14 protein-coding genes and 1 tRNA gene are annotated in these 16,747 nt (G+C 62.5%); 2 read left to right on the forward strand and 13 right to left on the reverse strand.

The window, feature by feature from the left end:
* Positions 1-16: 16 nt before the first annotated feature.
* The 7 genes from thrS to PSO31014_RS02745 form a co-directional block, all read right to left on the reverse strand.
* Positions 17-1,924 carry a threonine--tRNA ligase gene (gene thrS / locus PSO31014_RS02715; RefSeq protein WP_150550187.1) on the reverse strand — a complete coding sequence of 636 codons (1,908 nt, stop codon included), beginning with the start codon at positions 1,922-1,924 and terminating at the stop codon, positions 17-19.
* 237 nt (positions 1,925-2,161) lie between these two features.
* Positions 2,162-2,238, reverse strand: a tRNA-Val gene (locus PSO31014_RS02720).
* A 74-nt stretch (positions 2,239-2,312) separates the two neighbouring features.
* The gene (locus PSO31014_RS02725) at positions 2,313-4,610 is read right to left on the reverse strand and encodes a RelA/SpoT family protein (RefSeq protein WP_281349027.1); all 2,298 of its coding nucleotides are present in this window, start codon (positions 4,608-4,610) and stop codon (positions 2,313-2,315) included.
* 48 nt (positions 4,611-4,658) lie between these two features.
* On the reverse strand, positions 4,659-5,015 hold the full coding sequence (locus PSO31014_RS02730) for a RidA family protein (RefSeq protein WP_017233318.1): 357 nt from the start codon (positions 5,013-5,015) through the stop codon (positions 4,659-4,661).
* A gap of 66 nt (positions 5,016-5,081) precedes the next feature.
* Positions 5,082-5,960: an alpha/beta fold hydrolase gene (locus PSO31014_RS02735; RefSeq protein ID WP_150550188.1), complete on the reverse strand. Its 879-nt coding sequence runs from the start codon at positions 5,958-5,960 to the stop codon at positions 5,082-5,084.
* A 251-nt stretch (positions 5,961-6,211) separates the two neighbouring features.
* Entirely contained in the window at positions 6,212-6,850 is a 639-nt protein-coding gene (locus PSO31014_RS02740) for a CoA transferase subunit B (RefSeq protein ID WP_017233316.1), read from the reverse strand.
* A 23-nt stretch (positions 6,851-6,873) separates the two neighbouring features.
* Positions 6,874-7,572 carry a CoA transferase subunit A gene (locus tag PSO31014_RS02745; protein WP_017233315.1) on the reverse strand — a complete coding sequence of 233 codons (699 nt, stop codon included), beginning with the start codon at positions 7,570-7,572 and terminating at the stop codon, positions 6,874-6,876.
* Positions 7,573-7,800: 228 nt separating this feature from the next.
* Between PSO31014_RS02745 and PSO31014_RS02750 the strand changes: the two genes are divergently transcribed.
* A complete protein-coding gene (locus tag PSO31014_RS02750) occupies positions 7,801-8,346 on the forward strand; it encodes a PAS and helix-turn-helix domain-containing protein (protein ID WP_130026269.1) in 546 nt (181 codons plus the stop codon).
* A 53-nt stretch (positions 8,347-8,399) separates the two neighbouring features.
* Here PSO31014_RS02750 and PSO31014_RS02755 read toward each other — a convergent pair whose 3' ends face one another.
* The 3 genes from PSO31014_RS02755 to PSO31014_RS02765 all read right to left on the reverse strand — a co-directional run bounded on the left by PSO31014_RS02755 (position 8,400) and on the right by PSO31014_RS02765 (position 11,016).
* A complete protein-coding gene (locus tag PSO31014_RS02755) occupies positions 8,400-8,813 on the reverse strand; it encodes an acyl-CoA thioesterase (protein ID WP_281349028.1) in 414 nt (137 codons plus the stop codon).
* A 182-nt stretch (positions 8,814-8,995) separates the two neighbouring features.
* The gene (dctP, locus tag PSO31014_RS02760) at positions 8,996-10,060 is read right to left on the reverse strand and encodes a TRAP transporter substrate-binding protein DctP (protein ID WP_150550190.1); all 1,065 of its coding nucleotides are present in this window, start codon (positions 10,058-10,060) and stop codon (positions 8,996-8,998) included.
* A gap of 179 nt (positions 10,061-10,239) precedes the next feature.
* Complete coding sequence (locus PSO31014_RS02765; RefSeq protein ID WP_150550191.1) at positions 10,240-11,016, reverse strand: SDR family oxidoreductase; 777 nt, start codon at positions 11,014-11,016, stop codon at positions 10,240-10,242.
* A gap of 178 nt (positions 11,017-11,194) precedes the next feature.
* On the opposite strand from PSO31014_RS02765, the gene PSO31014_RS02770 reads away from it, so the two are divergent.
* Positions 11,195-12,865, forward strand: a complete 1,671-nt coding sequence (locus tag PSO31014_RS02770) for an electron transfer flavoprotein-ubiquinone oxidoreductase (protein ID WP_150550192.1) — start codon at positions 11,195-11,197, stop codon at positions 12,863-12,865.
* 93 nt (positions 12,866-12,958) lie between these two features.
* Here PSO31014_RS02770 and aroC read toward each other — a convergent pair whose 3' ends face one another.
* The 3 genes from aroC to PSO31014_RS02785 all read right to left on the reverse strand — a co-directional run bounded on the left by aroC (position 12,959) and on the right by PSO31014_RS02785 (position 16,613).
* On the reverse strand, positions 12,959-14,062 hold the full coding sequence (gene aroC / locus PSO31014_RS02775; RefSeq protein WP_150550193.1) for a chorismate synthase: 1,104 nt from the start codon (positions 14,060-14,062) through the stop codon (positions 12,959-12,961).
* Positions 14,063-14,241: 179 nt separating this feature from the next.
* A complete protein-coding gene (locus PSO31014_RS02780; RefSeq protein WP_150550194.1) occupies positions 14,242-16,161 on the reverse strand; it encodes an MFS transporter in 1,920 nt (639 codons plus the stop codon).
* The gene (locus tag PSO31014_RS02785; protein ID WP_130026274.1) at positions 16,158-16,613 is read right to left on the reverse strand and encodes a CBS domain-containing protein; all 456 of its coding nucleotides are present in this window, start codon (positions 16,611-16,613) and stop codon (positions 16,158-16,160) included. The genes PSO31014_RS02780 and PSO31014_RS02785 overlap by 4 nt, the downstream gene beginning before the upstream one ends.
* Positions 16,614-16,747 lie beyond the last annotated feature (134 nt).

A 16,747-nucleotide genomic window follows, 5' to 3' on the forward strand; every position in this document is an offset into this window, starting at 1 on the left:
CGCTGTCCGACAGGCGTTATTGGAACGCTGCGCACGCTTGCGCAAGGCGTTCGATGAGCGCGTCAACGGGCATCACACCCAGATCCACGCCGCCACGGGCACGCACGGCTACCGTATTCGCTTCCTGCTCTTTGTCCCCTACGACAACAAGGTAGGGAACCTTCTGCAAGGAATGCTCGCGTATTTTATAGCTAATTTTCTCGTTGCGCAAATCGCTACGAGCCCTAAGCCCTTGTTCTTTCAACTTTTTCGTTACTGCCTGGGCGTATTCGGCCGTTTTTTCGGACACATTCAGCACAATGACCTGCTCCGGCGCGAGCCAGACCGGCATTGCACCAGCATGGTGCTCGATCAAAATGCCGATGAAACGCTCTAGCGACCCCAGGATGGCCCGGTGAAGCATGACCGGACGGCGGCGGCTGTTGTCCTCCGCCACATATTCGGCGTCCAGGCGCTCAGGCATGGAGAAATCGACCTGCATCGTGCCGCACTGCCACTGTCGGCCAAGCGCGTCCTTGAGCGTGTATTCGATCTTCGGGCCATAGAACGCCCCATCGCCCTCGGCGATCACGAATTCGCAGTTCGAACGACGCAGCGACTCCATCAGCGCAAATTCAGCCTTGTCCCAGTTCTCGTCCGAACCAACACGATGCTCAGGGCGCGTAGCGACCTTGTAGATCATGTCCGTGAACCCGAAATCCTTGTACACGGCATGCAGCAGCGCCGTGTAATTCACGCACTCGTCGAGAATCTGGTCTTCCGTACAGAAAATGTGACCGTCGTCCTGCGTGAAACCGCGCACGCGCATCAGGCCGTGCAGACCGCCCGACGGCTCGTTGCGGTGACATTGACCGAACTCGCCGTAGCGCAGCGGCAGGTCGCGATAGCTGTGCAGCGCCGAGTTGAAAATCAGCACATGACCCGGACAGTTCATCGGTTTGAGCGCGTACGCGCGATTCTCCGATTCCGTCGTGAACATGTTGTCCTTGTAGTTCTCCCAGTGGCCCGACTTCTCCCAGAGCGCACGGTCGAGAATCTGCGGACCCTTCACTTCCTGATAGCCGTGATTGCGATAGACGCGGCGCATGTATTGCTCGACCTGCTGCCAGAGCGTCCAGCCCTTCGGGTGCCAGAAGACGAGGCCAGGCGCCTCTTCCTGCATGTGGAAGAAGTCCAGCGCGCGGCCGAGCTTGCGGTGATCGCGCTTTTCCGCCTCTTCGAGCATGTGCAGATAGGCGTCCTGGTCTTCCTTCTTCGTCCAGGCCGTGCCATAAATGCGCTGAAGCTGCTCGTTCTTGGCGTCGCCGCGCCAGTAGGCGCCTGCCACCTTCATCAGCTTGAAGACTTTGAGCTTGCCCGTCGACGGCACGTGCGGCCCCCGGCAAAGATCGACGAACCTGCCTTCGCGATACAGGCCGATCTCGTCCGTCGCCGGAATCGATTCGATGATCTCGGCCTTGTACTTCTCACCCATCGACAGGAACAGACGCACGGCATCGTCGCGCGAAAGCACTTCACGCGTGACCGGCTCGTCTTTCTTGGCCAGCTCGTGCATCTTCTTCTCGATGGCGTCGAGATCTTCCGGCGTGAAGGCGCGGTGGAACGCGAAGTCGTAGTAGAAGCCGTTCTCGATGACCGGGCCGATCGTGACCTGCGCTTCGGGGAACAACTCCTTGACGGCGTATGCCAGCAAGTGAGCCGTCGAGTGACGGATGACGTCGAGGCCATCGGCGTCCTTGTCCGTGACGATGGCGAGACTCACATCGCGCTCGATCAGATAGGACGTATCGACCAGCTTGCCGTCGACGCGGCCGGCCAGGGCAGCCTTGGCCAGCCCCGTGCCGATCGAGCCGGCAACTTGCGCTACCGTGAGCGGGGCTTCGTACTGGCGTTGCGAGCCGTCAGGCAAACGTACCGAAATCATGTCGCACTCCCATGCGCAAAAGCATCACGCGCGGCCAACGCCACGCGGCAAAACCACGAAAAAAAACGGCCTCGACTGTCGTCGAGGCCGTCTCTTCATTCCTTGCATCCAGACGAAAAACACCCTCGACTTAACGTCGCACCTTCACCACTGTGAAAGTTCGGGTCGTCTTCAACATGAGTGTTTTCCAGCGCCTGTGTCTGCGGGGTCTCGCGGACTGTCATGCATCAAATTCGTTGGTAGGCTCGATTGGACTCGAACCAACGACCCCCACCATGTCAAGGTGGTGCTCTAACCAGCTGAGCTACGAGCCTACTACAAGAGAACGAGATTCTAGCAACATTTCAGCGAGTCGCCAAGCGAATATTGTGCCTGCCGATAACACCGCTCACCGTCGACGCGACGACACCACCCCCGTCACCCCGCCCAGTTGCGCCAGCGCGCGCTGCAACTGTCCGCCATCGCGCACTTCCACGGTGAACTGCATGAATGCCTGCGCCCCCCGAGACTGCGTGCTGACACCGGTGACGTTGAGCTTTTCCCGCGAGAACACTTCGGAGATGTCGCGCAGCAATCCCTGACGATCCGTCGCCTCGATCTGGATATCCACCGGATACGCCGCCACGCCCCGCCCTTCGAGCACATCGGCCGACCACGCGGTCTGAATCACTCGCTCCGGCGCCCGCGCCTTCATGGCGTGGAAGCTCGTGCAATCCTGGCGGTGGATCGATACGCCCTTGCCTCGCGTGACAAACCCAACGATCGGATCCGGCGGCGCCGGACGACAGCACTTGGCCAGTTGCGTGAGCAACGCGCCAACGCCCACGACCAGCACACCGCTCTTGGCCCCCTGTGTGACGCTGGTGTCGAGGCTCTTCTTCGCGACGAGCGTGTCCTCGTCGCGCGGCTCCGGCCCCGGCAGGTTGCCCGACAGCGCCTGCTCGACATGGCGCAGGCTGAACTCATCCTTGGCAATCGACGCGTAAAGGTCGTCCGGCGTTCGGAATCCGAGCCGAGCCGCCAGTTCCTCCAGATTGACCGACGTCTTGCCCTCGCGCTGCAACGTTTTGTCGATCAGCGTTCGGCCATGAGCAATCGTCTCTTCGAGATCGATGGTATTGAACCACTGACGCACCTTCTGGCGCGCCCGATGACTCTGCAAATACCCCAACTGCGTGTTGAGCCAATCGCGCGACGGGCCGCCTTGCTTGACCGTCACGATTTCGACCGTCTGCCCGTTTTGCAGCGGCGTATTGAGCGGCACCATCGCGCCGTCGACACGCGCGCCACGGCAACGATGCCCCAGCTCCGAGTGCAGGTGATACGCAAAATCGACCGGCGTCGCGCCCTGCGGCAACGCGATCACGCGCGCCTGCGGCGTGAGCACGTAGATATGATCGTCGATCGTCGCGCGCTTGAGCTGCGCCCACGGCTGCGCGGCCCCCTCGGCACCCACCGTATCGGCCACATCGTCTTTCCACGCCAGCAACTGGCGCAGCCAGGCAATCTTCTCGTCGTAGGCTTCGTTCGCCGAAAACGCGCCGCCGTAGCCCCGCTGCCCCGCTTCCTTGTAGCGCCAGTGGGCCGCGATGCCGTACTCGGCAAAGTGATGCATCTCGTTCGTACGAATCTGCACTTCGAATGCCCGCCCGTCATCGCCGATCACCACGGTGTGCAGCGACTTGTAGCCATTGGGCTTCGGACGCGAGATGTAATCGTCGAACTCTTTCGGAATCGGCTGCCATAGGTTGTGGACAATGCCCAGCACCGTGTAGCAATCCTTGATGTCGTCGACGATCACGCGAAACGCGCGCACATCGTACAGTTCGGCGAAATCGACCGCCTTGCCGCGCATCTTCTTCCAGATACTGTAAATGTGCTTCGGCCGCCCGGACACTTCGGCCCTGACACCCGCGCGCGCCAGTTCGTCCTGAAGCCGCTGGATCGCTCCTTCGATGAACGTCTGACGCTCGACGCGCTTCTCTTCGAGCAGCTTGGCAATCTGCTTGTACGTAACAGGCTCGAGAAAACGGAACGCGAGGTCTTCGAGTTCCCACTTCAGCTGCCAGATACCGAGGCGGTTCGCGAGCGGCGCGTAGATCTCGAGCACCTCGTGCGGCATTTCCTCAGGGGGCGCCTTCTTCTGCGCCGCGTACCAGCGCAGCGATTGCAAACGCGACGCCAGGCGGATCATCACCACACGGATGTCTTGCGCAAACGCGAGCAGCATCTTGCGCAGCCCTTCGACCTGCGACTTGCGCTCTGCCGCGGCGTCGCGATCGCGGCCGTCGGACGGCATGGCCTGCGCGGCACGCGAACCCGCGCCCGAGAGCCGCTGCAACTTGCGCACGTCGATCACGAGCGCAGCCACTTCGGCGCCGAACGTTTGGGTCAACGTGGTTTGCGGATCCGGCAGGAACTCGACGGCGGAGAAGAGCGCCGCGGCCTGATGCGTTGCCTCGTCCACGCGCAGCGTATCGAGAATCGCGAGCATGCCGCGTGCGTGCGCCATGATCGGCTCGCCGGACGAGAGCACATGCTCGCCGCACAGGGTCGTGGCGAACGCGAGCGCGTTGTCGAGCGTGGCGGGCAAGGGCACATCACCCACGCCCGGGGTCGAATTCCGGGCGTCGGGCGCCGTTGTCGAATTCGTGCCAGCGGAGGTCGGTGCTTGATGTTGGTTCATGTCGGAACATGGGGCGACGCGCGCCCCTGATGATGCGGGTTATGGCACTCAGCCTTCGCGCTGAGCCGCCACGACCACGATTTCTACAAGCATGGCAGGGTCGGCGAGCAACGCCTGCACGGTGGCACGCGGGGGCGCATTACCGGCCGGCACCCACTCGTCCCACACCTGATTCATTTCACCGAAATACTTCATGTCCGAGATATAGATCTGACAGGAAAGGATCAGCGACTTGTCGCTGTTCGCCTCGGCAAGCAGGCGATCGATGTGCGCGAGTACCTGACGCGTCTGACCGACCATGTCCTGCGTGCGGTCATCCGGCGTCTGGCCCGCCAGATAAACCGTGCCGTTATGCACAGCCATGTCCGACCAGCGCTTTTCGACGTAGAAACGTTGTACTGCCATGATGTAAGACTCCTCGTGTTCTTCGAACGTCGGACTTGCCGCCGCAATCCGCCACCGGGGCGAGTGTCAGTCGGCAAATCCTTCAAAAAATCGGCGTGCGATCTCGATCTGATCCGCATGCACAAACGTCGGCGCGTGTCCCACGCCGGGTATTTCCACGGCGCGCGCGTGTTGCGCGAGCGCCAGCATTTGTTCGAGTGTCGCGCGCGAGAGCAGATCCGACTGCTCGCCGCGCACAATCAGCACGCGCCCGGAAAACGCCGCAAGCGACGCCCAGAGCATGGCCTCTCCCGCCGCCACGGCCTCGGGCGAAATCGCGGCAAATGCCGCCCCGAGCGATGGATCGTAACGCAACACATACCCATCGCCGTCGGCCTTGAGCAGCGGCTCGGACAACGCCCGCCATTCCTCCCGGGTATGCGGTCCGAATGACGACGAGATCGACCAGAGGTAGTCAGCCCCCTCGTCGATCGATGCAAAACGCTTTGGCATGCCGACATATTGACCGATGCGCGCAAGCGCGGCGACGTCGATGTGCGGTCCGACGTCGTTGAGCAGCAGGTGGCGAATCGGCGTATCGGGCAAGCCTGCGAGGCCCATGCCGATCAATCCGCCCATCGACGTGCCGAACCAGTCCACGGACGTCACACCCAGGCGAGCAATCAACGTCACCATGTCGGAGACGTACTGCGGCACGACATACCCCGCGGGATTGCGCAGCCACGATGACTGTCCGCGCCCGACGACGTCGGGACACACGACACGGTAGTCGTTTGCGAACGTCTTCGCCAGCGCGTCAAAATCGCGACCGCATCGCGTCAGCCCGTGCACGCACAACAGGACGCGTGGATTCTCCGGATCGCCCCATTCCGTGTACGCCATATGATGCAAGCCGGAGGGGCTCAGACACTGAACGTTCGACAGGCGCGGCGCGTAGCTCGACATGACAGACTCATCGGATCGGTTTCCAGAACCGAATTCTACCGCGCTTGCCGTCTACCTTTGCAGCGATGCCGGCACCCCGGTGCGCGGCTGGCTCACCGGCACCGCCAAAACAAAACGGGCGGGGAAATCCCCGCCCGCTTCGTCTTCCATCAGTCACCGGGTTCAACGGCCACGGCAACCCTCAGCAATCCTGCGTGTCAGACGCCCCCGGCATTCAGGCCACAGGCGACGACTGCCACGTCGCCGATGCGTCAGACAGCGCTCGTGTCGAGCGGTGCCCCGGTCTTCTGCGAAATTTCTTCCTTCGTCACGCCCGGCGCGAGCTCGACCACCTTCAGGCCGTCCGGCGTCACATCGATCACACCGAGGTCGGTGATGATGCGGTTGACCACGCCAAGGCCGGTCAACGGCAGATCGCAGGCCTTGAGGATCTTGTGGGCGTCGCCCTTGGCAACGTGCTCCATGAGCACGACCACGCGACCGACACCGGCGACAAGATCCATCGCGCCGCCCATGCCCTTGATCATCTTGCCCGGGATCATCCAGTTCGCGAGGTCGCCTTTTTCGCTGACCTGCATCGCCCCGAGGATCGCCAGATTGATGTGGCCGCCGCGGATCATCGCGAACGAGTCCGCCGACGAGAAGATCGACGAACCCGGTAGCGTCGTCACCGTTTGCTTGCCCGCGTTGATCATGTCCGCATCGACTTCGTCCTCCGTCGGGAACGGGCCGATACCGAGCAGGCCATTCTCCGATTGCAGCCAGACTTCCATGCCGTCGGGCACATGGTTTGCCACCAGCGTGGGCAAACCGATACCGAGGTTCACGTAAAAGCCGTCTTCCAGCTCTCGCGCCGCGCGCGCAGCCATTTCATCACGATTCCATGCCATGGTTATCTCCTTGATCTCGGCGCTTACTTGGCACGAACCGTGCGTTGTTCAATGCGTTTTTCCGGATGCGCGTTCAGCACGATGCGCTGAACGAAGATGCCGGGCAGATGCACGTCGTCCGGGTCGATCGAACCGGTGTCGACCAGTTCCTCGACTTCGACGATGGTGATCTTGCCGGCCATGGCCGCCACCGGGTTGAAGTTGCGGGCGGTGCGATTGAACACGAGGTTGCCCGCGCGATCCGCCTTGGCGGCCTTCACGAGCGCGATATCGGCGCGCAGCGAGCGCTCCATGACGTACGTCTCGCCGTCGAATTCACGGATTTCCTTGCCTTCGGCGACCACCGTACCCACGCCCGTCTTCGTGAAGAACGCCGGGATGCCTGCGCCACCGGCGCGCAGTTTTTCGGCCAGCGTGCCCTGCGGGGTGAATTCGAGCTCGAGTTCGCCCGCCAGATATTGGCGCTCGAACTCCTTGTTCTCGCCAACGTACGACGAAATCATCCGCTTGATCTGACGCGTCTCGAGCAGCAAACCCAGACCGAAGCCGTCCACACCGGCGTTGTTGCTGATACAGGTAAGCCCCTTGACGCCCGAGTCGCGCAACGCGGCGATCAGGGCCTCAGGAATGCCACACAGGCCGAAGCCGCCGACAGCGAGCGTTTGCCCGTCTGCGACAACATCGGCGAGCGCCTCCTTGGCGCTGGCGTATACCTTGTTCATCGTTTGTCCCTTTCCCTCGGTTGAGAATTGAAATTATGTCGCGCGCTTGCGCGTTGCGAGGCTTGCGCCGCCTCGCGAATCGTCGGGGCCACGCACCCCATGCAATCATAGAGCTTACGGTGCCGGGCAAATCGGGCACAATACGTGAAATTACATATCTACCTGCGCGCCGGGCCGCAACACGCGACCCACCGGCACGCGCCCCGACAGGATCTGCGCCGCTCCCCCATGCCGACGTTCGACTACCAGACCGCCTTTCACATCGCGCCCGTCGGCCTGGTCATTTCACGCCAGCGCATCATCGAGGACTGCAATCGACAGCTCGGCAAGATTTTCGGCTACGAGCCCGAGGCCCTGATCGGTCAGTCGTTCCAGGTGCTATATCCGTCTCCCAAGGAGTTCGAGCGCATTGGCGAGCGCATTCCGCCGATCATGAGCGCGCAGGGCGTCTATGCCGACGAGCGCATCATGCGCCGGGCCAGCGGCGAACTGTTCTGGTGCCACGTGACGGGGCGCTCTCTCGACGTGAAGGACCCGCACGCCGCCGGCCTCTGGACCTTCGAGGACATGTCGGCCACACGTCGCGTCGCCGTGGCACTGACCGCGCGCGAGCGCGAAATCGCGGCGCAACTCGTGCAGGGCAAGACGAGCAAGCAGATCGGCAAGATTCTCGACATCAGCCCGCGTACCGTCGACATCTACCGCGCGCGCCTGATGCAGAAGTACGGTGCAGGCACCGCCACCGAACTCGTTCAGCGTCTGCTCGGCAACTGAGTCGCGCCAGGGGGCGGGCAGCGCCCCCTTCCCGCCTCACAGAGGGACATACCTCACGCCATCAATGCGCGCACCGCCTCCGGCAGCGGCACCGACTTTTCCGCGTTGTAGTTGACCCAAACGATCTTCGCACCGCCCTCGGCGACGAGGACCTCCGGCGTATCGGCGCGGCGCAGCTCAAAGCGTGTGTCGACGCTGCTTCGGCCCAGCGCGCCCACCGACATGCGGCAATCGATATCGCCGGGATAGCGCAACTGACGCAAGAACGTCATGTTCGCGTTGATGATCACCGGCCCCTCCCCCGTCGAGCTTTCTTCCGACGCGATGTTGAGCGACTCCAGCCACGAGATACGGACCTGCTCCATGTAGCGGAAGTAGACGGTGTTGTTCACATGCCCGAAAGCGTCCATATCGCCCCAGCGAATGGGCATGCTCATCCGAAAGACTTCTTTGTATTCTGACGACACTGCAAATTCCCCATATTGAAAAGCGACGCCCTGCCGCGTAGTGACAGGACGTCATGGGGAGAAAGTGTAGCGCTTCGGCGGGTTCGACGTGCGCCAACCTTCGGCGAATGGCGACGAGCGGCTGCCTTTTCAGAATCGCGCGAGACCACCGCCTCGGACATCTCCGACGCGAGTCGGCAACATTACTTGCGCGCGCCGGCGTCGTGCGGCCTGGCGGTCGTCGCCTCGTCTTTCACGGCGGCCTCGGCCTTGTCGACCAGATCGCGCCCGACCAGCACTTTCCATTTCGCATAGACGGGACGTGTCGCGTCGACAAAGCGCTGGCGTTGTTCCGGCGTGAGTCGCGTGACCTTCACGCCGCGCGCTGCCAGATCGTCCCACGCGGCATTCTCGCCGCGCATCGCATCTTCTCTTGCGAGCGTCACCTCAAATCGTGCCGCCTCGACCGCTGCGTCGCGAACGATGTCGCGATCCTGCGGCGACCAGCTATCCCAGACCTGTCGATTGACGGAGAACACGATGGGATCAGCGACGTAATCCCACACCGTGATGAAGCGCTGCCCCAACGTGTCGAGCCGCACATTGTTGAAGACCGTGATCGGATTTTCCTGGCCGTCGATCTTGCGTGCTCGCAGCGCGCGCACCGCATCGTTCCACGTCATCTGGGTCGGCACGGCGCCCAATGCCGTGAAGATGTCGTTGAACAGTAATGACCCGACGACGCGGAAACGCAGGCCGCGCATGTCCTCAGGCGCACGGATCGACCGGCGAGAGTTGCTCAGTTGCCGAAAACCATTCTCGCCCCACGCCAGCGGTACAACGCCCTGCTCTTCCACGCGGCGAAACAGCTCGCGCCCCACGTCGCCCTGGGTCAGAGCGTCGAGAGAACGACAGCCACGCAGCAGGAATGGCAGGGAGAAAACGTTGAATTCGGGTATCGCGGACGACCAGTTGATCGTCGAGCCGACCGCCATGTCGATCACGCCCTGGCGCAACGCGGAGAATTCGCGCGTCTGGTCTCCGCCCACGAGCGAGGCGCCTGTGTGCAGTCGAATGTTGATGCGCCCACGCGTACGCTCGCGCACCATGTCTGCCCAAAGTTGCGTGCCTTTGCCCCAGGGCGTGCCGGCATCGGGCATGATCGACAGCGAGTATTCAGCCTTGTAGGGCTGCGCGGCCACCGGCAGCGCGATTGCGGCGAGGGCGAGCGCGACGCCGACGAGCGCCCGCCAGCCTTGATTCAACATGTTGTCCTCAAGATGTTTCGGGATCCGACGTCAGCGCGACGTCCTTCACGACCCCATTAGCACCCGAGAATTATGCGCTTGTCGCCGCTACGCTGACTGCCTCGGACAATCCCGGATTGCCGCATTGCAGCGAGCCTGCGCAATTCGCCAAATCGCCGTGGCACAAGGCCTGACGAAGCTCAGCCGACGGCCAGACCGTCGTCGATCGTCATGATCGAACCGTTGATAAACCTGGAATCGTCTGAGGCGAGAAGCAGAATCAGCCCGTCCAGATCGCTCGGTTCGCCGACGCGTTGGCGAGGCAGCATCTGAATGAGCTTGCGACCGGCGTCGGTGTGCCAATGCTCGTGGTTGATCTCGGTGTCGATATAGCCAGGACACAACGCATTGACATTGATGTTGTAACGCCCCCATTCGAGTGCCATCGCCCGGGTCATGTGGATGACCGCCGCCTTGCTCACGCAGTACACGCCGAGCATGGAAATCGCCCGCTGCCCGGCCACCGACGCCACATTGATGATCCGGTGCTGACGCTGCGGGTCACCCTTGGCGCGCCGGATCATGCGCTTGGCGACTTCCTGCGCCACGAAAAAGGTGCCGCGCGTATTGGTGTTCAGGACGTAGTCGTAGTCCTGGGGCGTGACATCGACCAGGCGCTGCTGGGTCGACACGCCAGAGTTGTTGATAAGAATGTCGATGGCCCCCGCCTCGGTCTCGGCATGGGCCACCCCGGCGCGAATGCTGTCGTAGTCGGTCACATCGAGGGGAACCACGTGCGCCGCACCGCCTTGCGCCTCGATCTCCGCGCGCAACTCCTTAAGCCGCTCGACACGCCGACTGGCCAGCACGACCTTTGCGCCGGCCTGGGCCAGCACCTTGGCAAACTGCATGCCAAGTCCGCTCGAGGCCCCTGTCACCATCGCCACTTTCCCTTCCAGATTCAGCGAACGCCCCATCGTCTTCTCCCTCGAGCCTGGACACCCATTGAACAACGGCGACGCCGCATGGCATGCCGCTAGAGTTGCTTACCTACCATATCGAACGATCGTGCTATTAATATGCGGTTGCGAGGTGCCCCCCATTCCCGGAAAATGGCCGCACCCACGAATTCTAACGTTTATAACAGGAGCATCAATGGATCCCAAGCTGCTTGAGCAGTACGGCCCGAGGGAGTCGATGGAGTACGACGTCGTCGTTGTTGGCGGCGGTCCGGCCGGCCTGTCCACGGCTATCCGTTTGAAGCAGCGCGCGCAGGCGTCGGGGAAGGACATTTCCGTGTGTGTCCTGGAAAAAGGCTCGGAAATCGGGGCGCACATCCTGTCCGGCGCGGTCATGGATCCGCAAGCGCTGACCGAACTCATCCCCGACTGGAAAGCCCTTGGTGCACCGCTCGACACCCCTGTCGTCGAAGATCGCTTCCTGTTCCTGAACGAGACTGGCGCGACCCCCACGCCGTCGTGGCTGCTGCCCGCCTGCTTCCAGAATCACGGCAACTATGTCATCAGCCTGGGCAATGTCGTGCGTTGGCTCGGCCAACAGGCCGAAGCACTGGGCGTCGAAATCTTCCCGGGCTTCCCGGCCGCCGAGATCCTGTACGACGAGAACGGCGCGGTCATGGGCGTGGCGACCGGCAACATGGGCGTCGGCAAGGACGGCGAACCGACCGAGAACTTCCAACTGGGCATGGAATTGCATGCCAAGTACACGATCTTCTCGGAAGGCGCACGGGGCAGCCTGGGCCGCCAATTGATGCGCAAATTCAATCTCGACGAAGGCCGAGATCCGCAGGCCTATGGCCTGGGCATCAAGGAACTGTGGGAAATCGACCCCGCCAAGCACAAGGAAGGCCTTGTCATCCACACCGCTGGCTGGCCGCTCAATGCGCAAACCTACGGCGGCTCGTTCCTCTACCACCTGCCGAATCATCAGGTGGCGGTCGGTTTCATCGTAGGGCTCGACTACGGCAATCCTTATCTGTCGCCGTTCGAGGAGTTCCAGCGTTACAAGACGCATCCGTCGATTCGTCACTTCCTCGAAGGGGGCAAGCGCATCTCTTACGGCGCACGTGCCATCACGGCAGGCGGTCTGCTGGCCCTGCCGAAGCTCGTCTTCAAGGGCGGTGCGCTGGTCGGGTGCGAGGCGGGCTTCCTCAATGTGAGCCGGATCAAAGGCAGCCACGCCGCTATCAAGAGCGGCATGATGGCAGCCGATGCCGCCTTCGACGCGCTGGTGGCCGAGCGCCAGCGTGACGAACTCAGCGCCTACCCGGTCGCGTTCGAGCAATCGTGGCTACACGAAGAGCTGAACAAGGCGCGCAACTTCAAGCAGTGGTTCAAGAAGGGCCTGACCGTGGCCACGATCATGACCGGCATCGAGCAAAAGCTGCTCGGCGGCAAGATGCCGTGGACGATTCACCGCAAGAAGGCCGATCACGAGTGTCTGCTGCCGGCAGCGCAATGCCAGCCGATCGCCTACCCCAAGCCGGATGGCAAGCTCACGTTCGACCGTCTGTCGTCGGTTTTCATCTCGAACACCAACCACGAAGAGAACCAACCGGCGCACCTCACGCTCAAGGATCCCAGCGTGCCCGTTGGCATCAATCTGTCCGAATATGCGGGGCCTGAGCAACGGTATTGCCCGGCAGGCGTGTACGAATTCGTGAAGAACGACGATGATTCCGAGCGGCTGCAAATCAACGCGCAGAACTGCGTGCATTGCAAGACTTGCGACATCAAGGACCCGACGCAGAACATCGTGTGGGTCACGCCGGAAGGGGGGGGCGGGCCGAACTACCCGAATATGTAATGCTGCCTCGCCGCCGGTTCGCCCGGCGGTTTTTTCTCCCTCTGACGATGACGACGCCCGGCGTGCGCCTTGAGCCTCGTCAGTCCAGCGTCGTCAGTCCGGTACGCGTGCCGCGATGACCGGCGTATTCACTTGCACATCGCCACACTGCGCGCGGTGACGCAACGCATGATCGATCAACACGAGCGCGAGCAGCGCTTCGGCAATCGGCGTCGCGCGAATTCCCACGCAAGGGTCATGCCGCCCGAACGTTTCAACCGTCGACGCGTGACCGGCAACGTCGATCGAGCGACGCGGTGTGCGAATGCTCGACGTGGGCTTGATCGCGATCGACACGTCAATGTCCTGACCGGTCGAAATGCCGCCCAGAATGCCACCGGCGTTGTTCCCGACGAAGCCCTCCGGCGTCAGTTCGTCGCCGTGCTCCGACCCCTTTTGCGTGACGCTGCGAAAACCCGCGCCGATCTCCACGCCCTTGACGGCGTTCAGGCCCATCATCGCGTGGGCGATATCGGCGTCCAGGCGATCGAACAGCGGCTCTCCGAGACCCACCGGAACGCCGGTCGCCACGACGCGCAGCTTCGCCCCGACCGAATCGCCCGCCTTGCGAAGGTCGTCCATATACGCTTCCAGTTGCGGGACGACTTCCGCGTTGGCGGCGAAGAACGGATTCTGCGACACCTGCGACCAATCCGTCTGTGCGATCTCGATGTCGCCGAGTTGCGTCATGCATCCGAACACCCGCACGCCAAATTTTTCGGCCAGCCACTTCTTGGCGACGGCCCCGGCGGCGACAACCGGCGCCGTAAGACGTGCGGACGAGCGTCCGCCACCGCGGTAATCGCGCACGCCGTACTTTTGCAGATAGGTGTAATCGGCATGCCCGGGGCGGAACGTCTGGACGATGTTGCCGTAGTCTTTGCTGCGTTGATCGGTATTGCGGATCAGCAGTGCGATGGGTGTCCCCGTCGTCACGCCCTCGAACACGCCAGAGAGGATCTCGACAGCGTCCGGTTCGTTGCGCTGCGTAACGTGGCGCGACGTGCCAGGACGTCGGCGATCCAGCTCCCCCTGGATGTCGGCTTCCGTGAGCGCCATTCCCGGCGGACAGCCATCGATCACGCAGCCAATGGCCGGGCCATGCGATTCGCCGAAAGTGGTGACGGTAAACAGAGTTCCAAGCGTATTGCCAGACATACGGGGATCGGGTTCGGGGAGGACGGGAAGGCCCTATTATGCCAGCGATCCCGCCACACCGCGCCGCCCTGTGCGGCAGCCGATAGCGCTAGACGACCGGCCGGCGGCATTTTGGGCGTTTTTTGGGCGTGACGTCGGAGCCTCCCGAGCCACGGTCGCGATTCACGAGGCGACGCCCCTCACACCGGCCAGGGACCGCGCAGCTTGAGCACCTTGTCGCGCAAGGCTTCCGGCGTGGCCTGCGCAGGCGCCACCGGCGCCCCGATGACAAGCTCGAGCCGGTTCAGAATGCCGCGCTTGAACGGGCGTGACATTGCCGCGCCGCCATGTCGCGAGAAGAAACTCCCCCACAGCCCGCGCAGCGCCATCGGCACCACCGGTACGGGCGTGCGCTCGACGATGTGCTGCACGCCCTGACGGAAGACCTGCAGCTCGCCGGATGCCGTGAGCTTACCCTCAGGAAAGAGGCAAACGACGTCGCCCGCCGCCAGCGCGTCGGCGATCTGCTGGTAGGCGCGCTCGAGTGCGGCGGCGTCTTCGTGTGCCGGGGCAATGGGAATGGCGCCGACCGTACGGAAAAACCACGACAGCACCGGGATGCGGAAAATGCGGTGGTCCATCACAAAGCGAACCGGACGCCGGATCGACGCCCCAATCACCACGGCATCGGCGAAGCTGACGTGATTGCAGACCAGCAGGCATGGCCCATCGTCCGGAATCTGATCCGCCCCTTTGACGTCAATGCGATAGAGCGTGTGCAACAGCATCCACATCGCGAAGCGAATCAGGAATTCCGGGAGTCGCAGGTATAGATAGACGGCCACCAGCGCGTTGAGAATGCCGGTGACGAGATACAACTGGTCGATGGTGAACCCGGCTTTCGTGAGCGCCATCGCCATGAGGGCCGACACGACCATGAACAACGCGTTGAGGATATTGTTCGCTGCGATGATGCGTGCGCGATGCGACGGCGCGCTACGGCTTTGGATCAGCGCGTACAACGGCACGCTGTAGAAGCCGCCGAACATCGCCAGCAGGAACAGGTCTGCCAGCACGCGCCAATGGGCCGGTTGTGACGCGAACTGCGCCACCGTCTGCAAGGCCGCGCCGTGCGCGCCGCCCCGGCTCGCAAAATAAAGATCGGCCGCGAACACGGTCATGCCGATCGAGCCGAACGGCACGAGTCCGATTTCCACCTTGCCGCCCGAAAGCCGCTCGCACAACAGCGACCCAATCCCGATGCCCAGGGAGAACATGGCCAACAGCAGCGTGACGACACCCGGACCGGCGCCGAGCACGTCATGCGCGAAGTTGAAAAACGACGCGAGAAAGGTAGCCCCAAGAAACCAAAGCCACGAGATACCGAGCAGACTCTGGAAGACCGCACGGTCCGTACGCGCGATGCACAGATTTCTCCACGTCTCGGTCAACGGATTCCAATTGATGCGCAGATCCGGCTGCGCCGCGGGCGTTTGCGGCACCCACGTCGACGCCAGCCGCCCAAGACAGGCCAACCCCAGGCAAACGCCGCCGATCCACGGCAGCGCGCCCGCCCCGGCACCCGCCAGCTCGCCCCCGACAATCGTGCCGATCAGGATGGCCACGAACGTGCCCATTTCGACCAGGCCGTTCCCCCCCACCAGTTCGCGCGTGGCCAGGTGCTGGGGCAGATAGGCGTACTTGACTGGTCCAAAGAGCGTGGAGTGAAGCCCCATCAGGAAGGTGCACACGAACAGCAACGGTGCACTCGCCCAGAGGAAGCCGGCCGCGCCGAGCGCCATGATCGCGATTTCCAGCGTCTTGACGAAGCGGATCAGGCGCGCCTTGTCCCACTTGTCGGCGATCTGGCCGCTGGTCGCGGAAAACAACAGGAAGGGCGCGATGAAGATGGCCGAGATGAGGAACGCCGCCGTCTTGCCGTCGACGTTCTGAAAAAGCGATGCGTGATAGGTGACGAGCGACGTGAATGCGATTTTGAACACGTTGTCGTTCATCGCACCCAGAAACTGCGTCCAGAAGAACGGCGCAAAGCGCCGCTCTTTCAACAGTCGTGATTGGTGGCCCTCGCCGCGTGCCCCGCGCTGGCTGGCCTCACTCACTTGGTATTTTCCGCTTCCTCGGCCGGCCAGTCGCGAATGTAGGCCTTGAGCATGCGATTTTCAAAGGATTGCTCCTCGACGACGGCACGCGCCACATCGTAGAAGGAAATCACGCCCATGAGCGTGCGATTGTCCATGACCGGCAAATAACGGGCGTGACGCTCGAGCATCATGCGCCGCACTTCGTCGACATCCGTCTCCGGCGTGCAGGTGAGCGGATGGTCGTCCATGACCTTGCGAATTGTGGAACTGCCGACCGTACCGCCGTTCTCGCTGATCGTATTGATGATTTCGCGGAACGTGAGCATCCCCACGAGATCGCCAAACTCCATCACGACGAGCGAACCGATGTCATGCTCCGCCATCGTGTCGACGGCTTGGGCCAGCAACGTCTCCGGAGTCACGGTGAAAAGGGTGTTGCCCTTTACTTTCAGGATGTCAGACACACGCATGGCACACACTCCTCGTTGAGATGCTCGGGCAACCGCGGCAGGACGATGCCACCGGACGCATTTGCCAGACTTCGGCGTTCGAGACGGATCGCCGGCGCGCGCGCCGCTGTCCCCCTCGTTATTGTGATTAGATC

Origin of the sequence: Pandoraea soli (assembly GCF_902459595.1) — a bacterium.
GTDB classification, from domain to species: domain Bacteria; phylum Pseudomonadota; class Gammaproteobacteria; order Burkholderiales; family Burkholderiaceae; genus Pandoraea; species Pandoraea cepalis.

Coding starts and splice junctions, on each gene's coding strand:
- thrS (WP_150550187.1), bottom strand. CDS start 1,924: ATGATTTCGGTACGTTTGCCTGACGGCTCGCAACGCCAGTACGAAGCC.
- PSO31014_RS02725 (WP_281349027.1), bottom strand. CDS start 4,610: ATGAACCAACATCAAGCACCGACCTCCGCTGGCACGAATTCGACAACG.
- PSO31014_RS02730 (WP_017233318.1), bottom strand. CDS start 5,015: ATGGCAGTACAACGTTTCTACGTCGAAAAGCGCTGGTCGGACATGGCT.
- PSO31014_RS02735 (WP_150550188.1), bottom strand. CDS start 5,960: ATGTCGAGCTACGCGCCGCGCCTGTCGAACGTTCAGTGTCTGAGCCCC.
- PSO31014_RS02740 (WP_017233316.1), bottom strand. CDS start 6,850: ATGGCATGGAATCGTGATGAAATGGCTGCGCGCGCGGCGCGAGAGCTG.
- PSO31014_RS02745 (WP_017233315.1), bottom strand. CDS start 7,572: ATGAACAAGGTATACGCCAGCGCCAAGGAGGCGCTCGCCGATGTTGTC.
- PSO31014_RS02750 (WP_130026269.1), top strand. CDS start 7,801: ATGCCGACGTTCGACTACCAGACCGCCTTTCACATCGCGCCCGTCGGC.
- dctP (WP_150550190.1), bottom strand. CDS start 10,060: ATGTTGAATCAAGGCTGGCGGGCGCTCGTCGGCGTCGCGCTCGCCCTC.
- PSO31014_RS02765 (WP_150550191.1), bottom strand. CDS start 11,016: ATGGGGCGTTCGCTGAATCTGGAAGGGAAAGTGGCGATGGTGACAGGG.
- PSO31014_RS02770 (WP_150550192.1), top strand. CDS start 11,195: ATGGATCCCAAGCTGCTTGAGCAGTACGGCCCGAGGGAGTCGATGGAG.
- aroC (WP_150550193.1), bottom strand. CDS start 14,062: ATGTCTGGCAATACGCTTGGAACTCTGTTTACCGTCACCACTTTCGGC.
- PSO31014_RS02785 (WP_130026274.1), bottom strand. CDS start 16,613: ATGCGTGTGTCTGACATCCTGAAAGTAAAGGGCAACACCCTTTTCACC.